This is a genomic window from Nocardioides sp. Soil796, assembly GCF_001429525.1.
GTDB lineage: Bacteria > Actinomycetota > Actinomycetes > Propionibacteriales > Nocardioidaceae > Nocardioides.
In genome coordinates, this window is the sequence record NZ_LMSQ01000018.1 from 321,619 (window position 1) to 334,636 (window position 13,018).

The 13,018-nt window shown below is 69.4% G+C and carries 13 protein-coding genes; 5 read left to right on the top strand and 8 right to left on the bottom strand.

Annotation, left to right across the window (positions count from 1 at the left end; genetic code table 11):
• Positions 1-22 precede the first annotated feature (22 nt).
• The 3 genes from groL to ASH02_RS12910 form a co-directional block, all read right to left on the bottom strand.
• Entirely contained in the window at positions 23-1,645 is a 1,623-nt protein-coding gene (groL, locus tag ASH02_RS12900; RefSeq protein ID WP_056681627.1) for a chaperonin GroEL, read from the bottom strand.
• A 125-nt stretch (positions 1,646-1,770) separates the two neighbouring features.
• Positions 1,771-2,064, bottom strand: a complete 294-nt coding sequence (gene groES, locus ASH02_RS12905) for a co-chaperone GroES (protein ID WP_056681628.1) — start codon at positions 2,062-2,064, stop codon at positions 1,771-1,773.
• A 197-nt stretch (positions 2,065-2,261) separates the two neighbouring features.
• Positions 2,262-3,344 carry a hypothetical protein gene (locus tag ASH02_RS12910; RefSeq protein ID WP_057294875.1) on the bottom strand — a complete coding sequence of 361 codons (1,083 nt, stop codon included), beginning with the start codon at positions 3,342-3,344 and terminating at the stop codon, positions 2,262-2,264.
• Positions 3,345-3,467: 123 nt separating this feature from the next.
• Between ASH02_RS12910 and ASH02_RS12915 the strand changes: the two genes are divergently transcribed.
• Positions 3,468-4,691 (top strand): class I SAM-dependent methyltransferase, encoded by a 1,224-nt coding sequence (locus ASH02_RS12915; RefSeq protein WP_057295143.1) that lies wholly within the window; start codon positions 3,468-3,470, stop codon positions 4,689-4,691.
• Here the strand turns inward: ASH02_RS12915 and ASH02_RS12920 are convergent.
• The 5 genes from ASH02_RS12920 to ASH02_RS12940 are packed head-to-tail and all read right to left on the bottom strand — an operon-like array spanning position 4,684 to position 8,972.
• Positions 4,684-5,715, bottom strand: a complete 1,032-nt coding sequence (locus tag ASH02_RS12920; RefSeq protein WP_057294876.1) for a hypothetical protein — start codon at positions 5,713-5,715, stop codon at positions 4,684-4,686. The genes ASH02_RS12915 and ASH02_RS12920 overlap by 8 nt on opposite strands.
• 36 nt (positions 5,716-5,751) lie before the next feature.
• A complete protein-coding gene (locus tag ASH02_RS12925; RefSeq protein ID WP_057294877.1) occupies positions 5,752-6,624 on the bottom strand; it encodes an oxygenase MpaB family protein in 873 nt (290 codons plus the stop codon).
• Positions 6,625-6,642: 18 nt separating this feature from the next.
• A complete protein-coding gene (locus ASH02_RS26650) occupies positions 6,643-7,251 on the bottom strand; it encodes a DUF4234 domain-containing protein (RefSeq protein ID WP_082563806.1) in 609 nt (202 codons plus the stop codon).
• Between the two features lie 30 nt (positions 7,252-7,281).
• Complete coding sequence (locus ASH02_RS12935; protein WP_057294878.1) at positions 7,282-7,890, bottom strand: MBL fold metallo-hydrolase; 609 nt, start codon at positions 7,888-7,890, stop codon at positions 7,282-7,284.
• Positions 7,890-8,972: an S-(hydroxymethyl)mycothiol dehydrogenase gene (locus tag ASH02_RS12940; protein ID WP_057294879.1), complete on the bottom strand. Its 1,083-nt coding sequence runs from the start codon at positions 8,970-8,972 to the stop codon at positions 7,890-7,892. Before ASH02_RS12940 ends, ASH02_RS12935 begins: the two co-directional genes overlap by 1 nt.
• A gap of 64 nt (positions 8,973-9,036) precedes the next feature.
• Between ASH02_RS12940 and ASH02_RS12945 the strand changes: the two genes are divergently transcribed.
• The 4 genes from ASH02_RS12945 (at position 9,037) to ASH02_RS12960 (ending at position 12,710) form a co-directional block, all read left to right on the top strand.
• Entirely contained in the window at positions 9,037-9,696 is a 660-nt protein-coding gene (locus ASH02_RS12945; RefSeq protein ID WP_056890548.1) for a VOC family protein, read from the top strand.
• A gap of 4 nt (positions 9,697-9,700) precedes the next feature.
• Positions 9,701-10,870, top strand: coding sequence for a DUF4185 domain-containing protein (locus ASH02_RS12950; RefSeq protein ID WP_056889987.1), 1,170 nt, complete (start codon positions 9,701-9,703; stop codon positions 10,868-10,870).
• Between the two features lie 83 nt (positions 10,871-10,953).
• A complete protein-coding gene (locus ASH02_RS12955; protein WP_056681635.1) occupies positions 10,954-11,496 on the top strand; it encodes a SigE family RNA polymerase sigma factor in 543 nt (180 codons plus the stop codon).
• Positions 11,493-12,710, top strand: a complete 1,218-nt coding sequence (locus ASH02_RS12960; RefSeq protein WP_057294880.1) for a hypothetical protein — start codon at positions 11,493-11,495, stop codon at positions 12,708-12,710. Before ASH02_RS12955 ends, ASH02_RS12960 begins: the two co-directional genes overlap by 4 nt.
• Positions 12,711-13,018 lie beyond the last annotated feature (308 nt).

Consider the following 13,018-nt stretch of genomic DNA (forward strand, 5'->3'; position numbering starts at 1 on the left):
ATGAAGCTGTGCAACCGATGAATCAGTGACCGTGGCCGTGCCCGTGGCCAGCGGCCGGGGCGTCGTCCTCTTCTTCGGGCTTCTCGACGATCAACGTCTCGGTCGTGAGCAGCATGCCCGCGATCGAGGTGGCGTTGACCAGCGCGGAGCGGGTCACCTTGACCGGGTCGAGCACGCCCTGGGCGACCAGGTCGCCGTACTCGCCGGTGGCGGCGTTGTAGCCGTTGCCGACACCGAGCTCGCGGACCTTGGTGGTGACGACGTAGCCGTTGACACCGCCGTTCTCGGCGATCCAGCGCAGCGGCTCGTCGGCGGACTTGCGCACGATGCGCACGCCGGCCGCCTCGTCACCGGTGAGGCCGAGGTCCTTCTCCAGCACGGAGACCGCGTGGATCAGGGCAGAGCCACCGCCGGGGACGATGCCCTCCTCGATTGCGGCGCGCGTCGCGGAGACGGCGTCCTCGATGCGGTGCTTCTTCTCCTTGAGCTCCACCTCGGTGGCGGCGCCGACCTTGATCACGCACACGCCACCGGCCAGCTTCGCGAGACGCTCCTGGAGCTTCTCGGTGTCCCAGTCGGAGTCGGAGTTCTCGATCTCGGCCTTGATCTGGTTGACGCGGCCCTCGACGGCAGCGGCTTCGCCGGACCCGTCGATGATCGTGGTGTTGTCCTTGGTGATCACCACGCGACGCGCCTGGCCGAGCACCTCGAGGCCGACCTGGTCGAGCTTGAGGCCGATCTCGGGGGCGACGACCTGGCCACCGGTGAGGATCGCGATGTCCTCGAGCATGGCCTTGCGACGGTCACCGAACGCGGGAGCCTTGACGGCGACCGCGTTGAAGGTGCCGCGGATCTTGTTCACGACCAGGGTCGAGAGCGCCTCGCCGTCGACGTCCTCGGCGAGGATGAAGAGCGGCTTGCCCGCGGCGATGACCTTCTCCAGCAGCGGGAGCAGGTCCGCGATCGCGGAGATCTTGCCCTGGTGCAGCAGGATGTAGGGGTCCTCGAGGACGGCTTCCATGCGCTCGGGGTCGGTCACGAAGTACTGCGAGATGTAGCCCTTGTCGAACTGCATCCCCTCGGTGAACTCGAGCTCGGTGCCCATCGTGTTGGACTCGTCGACGGTGATGACGCCGTCCTTGCCGACCTTGTCGAACGCCTCGGCGAGCAGCTCGCCGATGTGGGCGTCACGCGAGGAGATCGTGGCGACCGAGGCCATGTCCTCCTTGGAGTCGACGTCGCGCGCCGCTTCGAGCAGCGCGTTGCCGACGGCCTCGGCCGCGGCGTCCATGCCGCGCTTGAGACCCATCGGGTTGGCGCCCGCGGCAACTGCCCGCAGGCCCTCGTGCACCATCGCCTGGGCGAGCACGGTGGCGGTCGTCGTACCGTCACCGGCGACGTCGTTGGTCTTGGTGGCAACTTCCTTGGTCAGCTGCGCACCGAGGTTTTCGAACGGGTCGTCCAACTCGATCTCGCGAGCGACGGTGACACCGTCGTTCGTGATCGTCGGCGCGCCCCACTTCTTGTCGAGGACGACGTAGCGACCCTTGGGGCCCAACGTCACCTTGACCGCGTTGGCGAGCTTGTCGACGCCGCGTTCGAGCGAACGGCGGCCGTCCTCGTCGAACTGAAGAATCTTCGGCATTGCTACTCCTGTCTTGGATCTGACTCAGCTGGCGCCCGGCCGGCAAGGCGTCGGAGGGAAGGCGACCTGTGGTGCGGAGCGGTCGTCGACCGACGGCAACGCCGCCGGCCGGGATGCCAGGTGGGTCAGGAAACGATGGCGAGGACGTCGCGGGCGGACAGGATCAGGAACTCCTCGCCGCCGTACTTGACCTCGGTGCCGCCGTACTTGCTGTAGATGACCTTGTCGCCAGCGGCCACGTCGATGGCGACGCGGTTGCCGTTGTCGTCGATGCGACCCGGACCGACCGCCACGACCTCGCCCTCCTGGGGCTTCTCCTTGGCGGTGTCGGGGATGACCAGGCCAGAGGCCGTGGTCTGCTCGGCCTCGAGCTGCTTGACGATGATCCGGTCCTCGAGAGGCTTGATGTTGATCGACACTTCGGATCGACCTCCGCTTTCTCCACTTGATGAAACACACGGAACGACGGGCTCCGGGACCGGGCCCGTCGGGAAGTTTGAGCCTGCAGGCGGTACGCCGTCGCGGGGGTCGCACCAGTTGCAAGCGCTGGCACCCTCATGCCGAGAGTGCCAGAACAGACGCTAGCACTCTCCTCAATGGAGTGCCAGCAACGGGGTCAGTCCTTCTGAGCCTGCCAGCGAATCTTCCACGAGAGACGCGCCGTCAGCTCGTCCGGCGACCCCTCACCGAGCACGCTCACCGGCCAACGCCCGGCGACGTCGACCACGTGCTCCTCGTCGCCGCCCTCCGGCACGGCGAGTACGGCGACCAGCGGGTCGTCGACGTCGTGGATCGCCGCACCACCCGCGGTCTCGTTGAGGAAATAGGTCGCCGCGGGCTCCTGCCCGTCGATCCTCAGCGTGGCCCTGCCGAGGGAGTCGGCGGTGTAGACCAAGCGGCCGGCCGGTGCCTGGAACCCGACCCGGGCGGGTCGACGCCAGGCCACTCCGGCCACGAACCACTCCTTGCCCTCGGGGGCCCAGCCGAGCCCCGCGGCGTACGGCACCCGGAGCGGCACGAGCAACCGGCAGGTCGGCTCGTCGCCCTCGGAGGAGAAGCCCGGCGCCCACATGGCCGGACCACAGTCGCCCCTGACCTCCTTGCCCGGCGCCGCGGCGTCGTACAACGGCGCGAAGCGGCCCGCCTCGAGGTCGCCGTCGGCGCCCACGGTCTGGGTCTCGCCGTCGACAGCGACGCGCAGGGACAGCTCCTCAGGGGTGCCGTCGACCGCCACATAGACCGTTCGCGGCCCCAGCACCAGGCCGTCCCTCGGCTGCAGGCCGTCACCGAAGCCGGTGAGGGGGTATTCGGCGCCGTCCGCGACGAGGGTGAGCTCGGGCACCGGGAACGTGGCGCCGACCTTCGTCGTCGGCACGGCGCGCACCCCCTCCGCCCGGAGCTCGACGACCACCGGCACGAACGAGCCGCCCTCGGGCGGGCGTACGTCGGGGGTGCTGGCCAGCTTCGTCGCGGGCAGGTCGTCCACGGGATCACCCAGGCGCAGCCGGGCAATTGCCCAGGGCAGCGCCAGGGGCACCGAGTCGGGCGTCACCCCGTCGGGCGCCATCGGCAGCACCTGCCCGACCTCCGCACGCGCACGGGTGTCGCGGTTGGTCCACCAGATCGTGCCCACGATCGCCACCAGGACCACCAGGCAGACGGCCAGCCAGACCTTCGTCGCCCTCGTCAGTTTCGCCATGCCGCTCCCTCGCTCCAGGGAGCCCGCTCCCTCTCCTCCGGGGAGAACTGTGGCACGAGATCTCCGTTTCGTCCCGAAGAGTCCGTGCTCGGTGACCCGGCACCGGCCTGCCAGACTGCGGGCATGGATCTCGATGCCTTCCGCTGGCTGCTGACCGACGACGGACAGCGCCTGCTGGACCGGGCTTCTCACGCGTACGCCGACCACGACGGCGACCCCGTGCGCTCAGCCGCCGCCGTCCGCAAGATCGAGTCGGACCCCGACCGCGCCGCCGCCGCCCTCACCCAGGTGGGCCTGCGGATCAAGGCGGTGCCGAAGTTCGGCGACGACGCCGTGCGCATGTACTTCACCCCGGACGCCCTCGAGCAGGCCACCCGCACCCGGGTCGCCACCCATCGTGCGGCCCGACTCGCTGCGGCCGCTCCGGAGAGCGTGATCGACCTGGGGTGCGGCATCGGCGGCGACCTGATCGCGTTCGCCCGTGCGGGACTGACCGTGGCCGGGGTCGACCTCGACCCGGTGCGGGTGGCGGTCGCCGAGGCCAACCTGGCCGCACTCGGGCTGCCCGGCGCGGTCCAGGTCGCCGACGGGACGACCCTGGACCTCTCCGGCTTCGGTGCGGTCTTCGCCGATCCCGCGCGTCGTGGTGCACGGGGCCGGGTCTTCGACGCCGAGGGCTGGACTCCCCCGTGGTCGTTCGTCACGTCGTTGCTCGAGCGCGCGTCCGTCGTCAAGGTCGCCCCCGGCATCCCGCACGACCTGGTGCCGGACTCCGTCGAGGCGGAGTGGGTCAGCGAGGCCGGTGAGGTCAAGGAGGCCGCCCTCTGGTCGTCGTACCTCGCCACGGCCCGGTGCCGGGCCACGGTGATCGGCAGCGGCGGCCTGGCCTCGATCACCGAGGAGGACGACCCGTACGACGGCCGCGAGCGACCGGTGCGCGAGCTCGGCGCGTTCCTCTACGAGCCTGACGGCGCGGTGATCCGGGCCGGCCTGGTCACCGCGGTCGCGGCCGGTGTCGACGGCGGGCTGCTCGACGAGCACATCGCCTACGTCACCTCCGACACGTCGTTCCGCTCGCCGTTCGCCCGCGGCTACCAGGTGCTCGAGACGCTCCCCTACCGCGAGAAGCCACTCAAGGCCGCACTCCGCGAACGCGGCATCGGGCGACTCACCATCAAGAAGCGCGGCGTCGACGTGGTGCCCGAACAGCTGCGCAAGCGCCTGGACCTGCACGGCGAGCAGGAGGCGACGCTGGTGATGACCCGCGTCGCCGGCGAGGGCACGGCCCTGCTGGTGCAGCCCTTCGGGCAGGGCACCGACTCACCCGCGATGCCGTTGATCAGGTGAAGCGCACGTCGATGGCGCGCTTGAGCGTGTAGTCGACCCTGGGCGCACCCGATCCGGAGTCCTCGGGCACGCCGCTGTAGGTGAGGCGGAGCCTCAGGGTCGCGTCGTCCGTGTCGTCCGCGACCCGGAAGAGCAGCCAGCGCGTGTCGTAGACGGTCATGTCGTCGGTGCGTGACTGGATCTGGTTGAAGTCACCGTCGAACATGGCCCTCGGTGCCTTCCCGTCGAGCGTGTACGTCGGCTCGCCGTACTCGGTCTGCCGCCGCACGTACTGGCCCTGGTGATCGCCGGAGAAGTAGCCGTTGATCTCGAGGGTGACCCTGGCCAGCACCCACTTCGACCCCGCGGGCGCCCATCCGGTGCTGCCCGCCGGCTGGAACCACGGCACCGGGTCGAGCACCTCGACCTGGCACTCCCCGCCACTGAACTCCGCGCCCTGACTGGCGCGCACTCCCTGGTAGGGCGCGCAGTGATGGTCTGTCAGGTGCGGCAGCGCACCTTCGTAGACGTCGCCGTCGAAGGACTTCATTACCTGGTCGTAGGGGTCAATGCTGATCTCTCGGCCGTCGAACTCGGCGACCAGCCGGATCTCCGCATCCTCGGGGACCGCCACGACCCACGAATAGCTGCTCTCACCGTCGAGCATCGCCCGCTTGCCGTCGTACTCGAGCCAGAACCGCACCGGCTCGTTGCCCTGCGGCTGGAGCATCCAGACGTCGCCGTCCATGCGGTGCCTGGCGTAGCCGACGTCGACGAACGCACGGCCGTCGGCGGCCTTGGGCGACACCTCCTCCCCCACCACGGCGGCCGGTCGGCCGGTCTCCTCGTGCGGGCTGCTCACCACGAAGTCGTAGCTCCCGACGGGCAGGACCACGTCGACGGGGTGGCCCTCGACCTCACCGGCGACCGCGAACACCTCGCCGACCCGGGCGTCCCGCTCGCCGTCGTCGAACGGAGTGCTGGAGCACCCCGAGACGAGCGGGATGAGGACGGCAGCCACCAATGTGGCGATGTGAGCGCGCATGGCCGCCTCCTACCCCGCTCACATGCCTTCAACCGCTCAGGCCGCCGGCAGCTCCATCGTGCGGCCACCGCGCTGGATGATGCGACGCTCGGTGCGGCTGACCAGCCGGAAGAGACCGGTGTTGCGGCCCAGCCTCACCTGATCGGGGACGACGCGGTGTGAGGCCCGCACACCCGCGGTGATGCCGGCGTACGCCGCCGCGTGGGCCGGAGTCCAGGACAGTCCGAACGCCTGGCGCACGCGCTCGGGCAGCATGCCGCGAACCACCAGGTTGGTGCCGGTGATGCCGGGACGGAGCTGGATCGGCACGGGCATGTCGAGGGCGATCGCCCGGCCCACGACGCGGGCCTCGTCGGTGACGTGGAAGTCGGGGCCGGCCAGCTGGACGCGCATCCAGGCCTCGAAGTCGGCCGCGGTCTCCGGCGCCACGGAGCGCGGCATGCCGAACAGCTCGCCGAAGCGCACCCAGTCGGCCCAGAGCCGCTCCTTCTCGTCGGCCCCGAGCGGCCGGACGAGGGCCTCGAACGCGACCCGCGAGGAGTCCGCGAGCATCGCCATGGTCCAGAGCATGAGCTCCGGGTCGAACGCGTCGTACGGCGTGCCGGAGGGAAAGTTGCCCTCGTCACGGTCGAGGGTGCCCTTCACCTTCGTGTGCATCTGGTGCACCATCGCCAGCACCCGGTCGGCCTCGGCGCGGTCGCCGAAGAAGATCGACTCGAACGCCTCGGCCGTCGCGGAGAGCCGCATGAAGGGCCGTTCCTTCGCGTTCGTCGAGGCACTGGTGCCCACGTAGGGCACGGGATGGGTGGCGCCGATGATCAGCGCGCGTTGTCCGTAGGTCTGACCCACGGCTCGATGCTCCTGCACGTGGCGGAGCATCGAGCCGTGCGGAAAGTAGCCGTCCGCCATGGGACGACTCTAGCCAGATCAGGAGGCCGGTTGGGCGCCCTGCGAGATCCAGTACTCGTTGAGCGCGCCGTTCATCTTCACGAACCAGACGATCCCGCCGACCAGTGGCAGCAGGATCCACAGCCCGGTCATCGCGTTGACCTTCTCCTCGAGGCCGCGGCTCTGGCGGGCCTTGCCGACCTCGCCGGCGAGCAGGAACGGCGTGACGAAGCCGACGAAGATGGTCAGGAGCAGGCCGACGAGGCCACCGAGGCCCTGTCCGGTGTTCTGCTTCAGCTCTTCGTAGGTCTTGTAGTAGTAGACGAAACCGTAGATGCCGCAGGTGACCAGCATCAGCAGGATGGTGATGCCGGTGCCGCGCACGGTGCCGACCGGCCCGGGGCCGCCGTACATCTGCTGGCCCTGGTAGCCGGCCGCGTACGCCGGCTGGCCGTACTGCTCGGGCTGTCCGTACTGCTGCTGCGGGTCGGGTTGACCGTACTGCTGCCCGGGCTGCGGCTGGCCGTACTGGGGTTGTCCGTACTGGGGCTGCTCGGGCTGGCCGTACTGCGGCGGCTGGCCGTACGGCGGCTGGCCGGGCTGTTCGGGCTGGCCGAACTCGGGGCCCTGTGGGTTCTGGTCAGACATGGATGATCCTCTTCGGGTCAGGGTGCGTGATCAGGACAGGTTTGCCCTCTCGGCGCCGATCGTCGTGTCGTCGCCGTGGCCAGTGTGCACAACTGTGTCGTCCGGTAAACCGAACAGCCTGGACTTGATGGATTCCTCCAGCAACGGCCGGTCGCTGAACGAACGACCTGTCGCGCCCGGGCCGCCGTTGAAGAGCGTGTCGCCGGAGAAGAGGCAGCCCAGCTCCTCGACGTACACGCAGACCGCGCCGGGAGCGTGCCCCGGAGTGTGGATGATGCGCAACGTGGTGCCGGCCACGACGATCTCCTGCTCGTCGGACAGGTCGACGTCCCACAGCTCGTCGGTGTGGGTGAGCTCCCACAGCGGACGGTCGTCGGGGTGCAGCAGGATCGGCGCGGGTACGGCGTCGCGCAGCGCCGGCGCCATCCGCACGTGGTCGTCGTGGGCGTGGGTGCAGAGGATCGCCTTGAGCCTGCGGTCGCCGATGACGGCCCGGATCGCGGCGACGTCGTGGGGTGCGTCGATCACGATGCACTCGGTGTCGTCGCCGATCACCCAGACGTTGTTGTCGACGTCGAAGGTCTCGCCGTCGAGGGAGAACGTGCCGGACACGACGGCGTGGTCGATGCGCGCAGCCACTAGAGGATCACCACCGAGCGGAGCACGTCACCGGTGTGCATCCGGTCGAACGCCGCCTCGACGTCGTCGAGACCGATCTCCTCGGTGACGAACGCGTCCAGGTCCAGGCGACCCTGCTGGTAGAGGTCGACCAGCATCGGGAAGTCACGGCTCGGCAGGCAGTCGCCGTACCAGCTGGACTTCAGCGCGCCGCCACGGCCGAACACGTCGATCAGCGGGATCTCGGGGATCAACATGTCCGGCGTGGGCACGCCGACGAGTACGACGGTGCCCGCGAGGTCGCGCGCGTAGAACGCCTGCTTCCACGTCTCGGGGCGGCCGACGGCGTCGATCACCACGTCGGCACCGTTGCCGTCGGTGAGCTCCTGGATCGCGGCCACCGGGTCGATGCCCTTCGAGTTCACCGTGTGGGTGGCCCCCATGTTCTTCGCCCACCCGAGCTTCCTGTCGTCGAGATCGACCGCGATGATCTTCGCCGCCCCGGCCAGCTTCGAACCCGCGATCGCGGCCGAACCCACCCCACCGCAGCCGATCACGGCCACCGACATGCCGCGCCCGACGTTGCCGGTGTTGATCGCCGCGCCGAGTCCGGCCATCACGCCGCACCCGAGCAGGCCCACGGCAGCGGCCCGCGCCGACGGGTCCACCTTCGTGCACTGGCCGGAATGCACCAGCGTCTTCTCGGCGAACGCGCCGATGCCGAGCGCGGGGCTCAGCTCCGTGCCGTCCTCCAGGGTCATCTTCTGGGTCGCGTTGAAGGTCGCGAAGCAGTACCACGGCTCACCGCGCAGGCACGCCCGACAGGTGCCGCAGACCGCACGCCAGTTGAGGATCACGAAGTCACCCGGCTCGACAGTGGCACCCTCACCGACCGCCTCGACCACCCCTGCGGCCTCGTGGCCCAGCAGGAACGGGAACTCGTCGTTGATGCCACCCTCACGGTAGTGCAGGTCGGTGTGGCAGACCCCGCACGCCTGGATCTTCACGACCGCTTCGCCCGGACCGGGATCCGGAACGTTGATCGTCTCCACCGAGACCGGTTCACCCTTGGCCCTGGCCACCACTGCGCGCACCTGCTGCACGTTTCCTCCTCGGATCGATGTCGTCGGTGCCGACCCTAGTGGTCGGGCGTCTAGGGTGGTCGACATGAGCCTGGGCAGGTACAAGGACCTGTGCATCGACGCCACCGACGCCGCTGCCCTCGCCACCTTCTGGGGCGCCGCGCTCGGGCTCGACGTACGACGACTCGACGACGGCGACGCCCTGCTCTCCGGCGCGACGAAGGAGCAGGCCGTCTGGGTGAACACGGTGCCCGAGCCCAGGTCCGTCAAGCATCGTCTCCACGTCGACATCCACACCGGGTCGGTCTCCGACCTCGTCGACCTCGGCGCCACGGTCGTCGACGACACGTCGTTCCCCTGGACGGTGATGGCCGACCCCGAGGGCGGGGAGTTCTGCGCGTTCGTCCGCGACGAGCCTCCCGAGACTCGGATCTACGAGCTCGTCCTCGACTGTGCCGATCCTGAGCGCATTGCCACCTGGTGGGCCGGGGTCCTCGGCGGCCGCCTCGAAGGCGAGGCCGAGCAGTGGGGCCTCGAGGAGATCCCGGGCGCGCCGTTCGAGTACCTCGTCTTCGTGAAGGTCCCGGAACCGAAGTCGGCCAAGAACCGTGTGCACCTCGACCTCACCACGCCCGATCTCGGCGCCCTGACTGCCGCCGGGGCGACGGTGCTGGCCGAGCTGGAGTCCTGGACCGTGCTCGCCGACCCGGAGGGGAACGAGTTCTGCGCGTTCCCCGAGAGCTAGCCGGATGGCCTTCGACCGGACCAGGTTGCGTCTGCACCTGCTGGTCCTCGTCGTCTGCGCGTCCGTCGTGCTGTTGGCGCTCTGGGGCGGCGCCGCCATCCGCAAGGGGCTCCGGCCCGAGCCGGAGGCTCAACCGTCCGACGATGCCTCGGTGAGCTGCGTCCCGACCCATCCACCCCGCACGGTCGCCGACATCAACACGTTCGTCGGCGACACCCGACGCATTCCGGGCTTCGTCGGTGCGGACGTCGGCGCCAGTGTCGCGCTGAGTGACGGTCGCAGCCTGTGGGTCTTCGGCGACACCCTGCACGGCCCGAAGTTCAACGGCCCCAGCTTCGTGCGCAACTCCATGCTGCTGATCGGCGACGAGTGCGCCTCCGTGGTCCTGCCGGCCGACCGGGGCGCGATCGTCCCGAACCGAGAGGACGGCGTCGGCTACTGGCCGATGTCGGTCGACAAGCGGGCCCTGGACGGGCACGACCTGGTCGGCGTCGGCCTGCTCCGGGTCCAGGCCACGGGCAACGGACTCTGGGACTTCCGCATCCTGGGCAGCTCGATCGCCGAGTTCGACGTACCGGCCAACGGCACGCCTGAGCTGATGGACGTGCGCGACGTCGGCCCGGACCGGGTCGACGACACCCGACCCACGTGGGGGGCGGCGGTCGCCGTGCGCGGCGAGACCCTCTACGTCTACGGCACGGCCCATCCCGACGACGACCGCGTGCTCGGGTGGTCACTGCACGTGGCGCGGGTCCCGCTCACCAGCCTCACCGACACGAGTGCGTGGCGCTTCTGGACCGGCACTCGATGGAGCCGCTCGGACAAGAAGCTGGCCACCCTGATCCCCGCGAAGGACGGCGTCTCACGCGTGCTGAGCGTCTTCGAGCAGGACGGCGCGTGGTACGCCGTCAGCAAGCGCAACGACGTGCTCGGCACGGACCTGGTGATCTGGAGGTCGAGGACGCCGACCGGGCCGTTCGTGGCGGGTCCGGCCGTGGCCACCATCCCGTCCGGTGAGGACGTGCTGCAGTACATGCCCCTGGCCCACCCACACCTGCTGCCGAAACGCGGCACCGTCGTGGTCAGCTGGAGCCGCAACATCGCCGACCTCGACAGGATCGCCGAGGACCCGTCTCTCTACCGCCCGGAATTCGCCCGCGTTCCGTTGCCCTGATCGTGCAACCTTCCCCGCCCTGACCCCGTCTTGGGTGGGAAGGGACGGTGGTGACAATGATGGCAACACATGCAGGAGGTGTGATGGTCCAGGACCGCAGCTCGAGCAAGGACGCCGAGTTCAGCAGCTGGATGGCCGCACGCCAGCCGGCGCTCCTGCGCACGGCGTACCTCCTGACGGGGGAACACCACGGGGCCGAGGACCTGGTGCAGCAGACGCTGGCCAAGGTGTACCTCACGTGGGACAAGGTCAGGCAGCGCGACGCCATCGACGGCTACGCGCGCCGGATCATGGTCAACGAGAACAACTCGCTGTGGCGTCGCGCGTGGAAGAAGCGCGAGACGGTCAGCGACGAGGTGCCGGAGTGGATTCCGGCCCATGACGCGTACGACGAGGGGCAGGGTTCCGCGCTGTGGAACCTGGTCCAGACGCTTCCGCGCAAGCAGCGGGCGGCCGTCGTACTCCGCTACTACGAAGAGCTCACCGAAGCCGAGACCGCTGACATCCTCGGCGTCTCCGTCGGCACGGTGAAGTCACAGACCAGCCGGGCCCTCGCGACCCTGCGCGGGCAGGCATCCAGCCACGGCCTCACCAGCGAGGCAAGCCTCAGGGAGGAGGAGCGATGAACACCGAGAAGGAACTCACCCACGAGCTGCACGGACGGGCGGACCGCATCGACGGCTCCCCCATCTCCTTCGACCAGGTCGTCGGCCGGGCCGGACGCATCAAGCGCAACCGCCGCCTCACCACGGGCGTCGCCACCCTGGCCGCTGCCGCGATCATCGTGCCGACTGCCATGTTCGGCGGCAGCCTGTTCGACAACGACGCGGCCCCCGGGCCCGTCGCACCGGACACGCAGCAGGTGCACGACGCCGTGCTCGACCCGACACTGCCCGAGGGCGACCCGCCCAAGCTGGCGTACGTCGACGCCGACAAGCTCGTGCAGCCCGACGGCACGACCGTCGATCTCGGCAAGAACTACGGTGCCCCACGCAGGGCGGGCGACGAATACCTCGGAGCCTCTGGCTTCGAGGACGAACCCAGCATCGACGTGTTCGACCAGCAGTGGCAGGTCGTCGACTCGGTGCCCTTCATGAACGGCCCGGTCTCGTCGGCCGACGGTTCGGTGGCCGCCTGGATCGCCACCGACGGCACGGTGGTCACCCGCTTCGGTGGCCGCTCGGTCGACCTCGGCAAGGTGGAGGGTTCCTACCTGACGCCGGTCGCGATCCTGGGCCACGACTCGTGCATGGAGGTCGACGGCGGATGCCGGGTGTTCGTCAACGTGCAGGACGGCAAGCCCGTGTCGGCCGACTCCCACGGCATCGTCGACGTCGTCCCGGGTGACTTCACCAATGTCGCCGCGGTCTCGACCGACAACCTGATCGTCGGGGTGGTGACCCCCATCTCGGCCCCACCGACGGATCCCGTGTGCAGCGCGGTCTACGACGAGCAGGCGATGAAGCGGCTGTTCAAGACCTGCGACCTCGCGTTCGGTTACAGCGCGGGGTTCTCGCCGGACAACTCGCTGTTGGGCGGCTACCACTCCGACACCGACGGAGCCGGGCCGCGCTCCATGACCGTCGTGGACGCCCGCACGGGTGACAAGGTGCTCGGCATCGACCTCGACACGGCGATCGAGAAGAACACCTCGATCGTGGGAGCCGACTGGGAGGACGACGACCACCTGCTCATCCACACCGAGGGGCCGGGGACCGCCAACAAGGTGTCCACCCACAACCTCTATCGGGTTGGCCTCGACGGCAGCGTCGAGCGGTTGCTCGAGCGCGACTACGACAACGGCACGATGACGGCGCCTTGGTTGATGTTGCAGCCCTGACCTGATCGGACAACCAACACGTGACGAAGGCCGCGACTCGCCGCAACCGCGGCGGGTCGCGGCCTTCGCGTGTCCCGCGGACGTGACGCGCGAACCGTGTGTTCTTGATGCGCGAACCGCGTGTTCTTGATGCGCGAACACCGGATCCTTGGTGGCTCGGTGGTNGCCACCCCGCCCGCCACCCTTCGCTGGTTGAGGAAGTCGCCCTGCGACCGTCTCGACACCACCCCAGAAAATAGTTCGAAGAATCTTCTCCGGGACCTGTGGACAACCGGTTTTGGGGGTGTCGGCTGTCGGTGGTGCCTGAT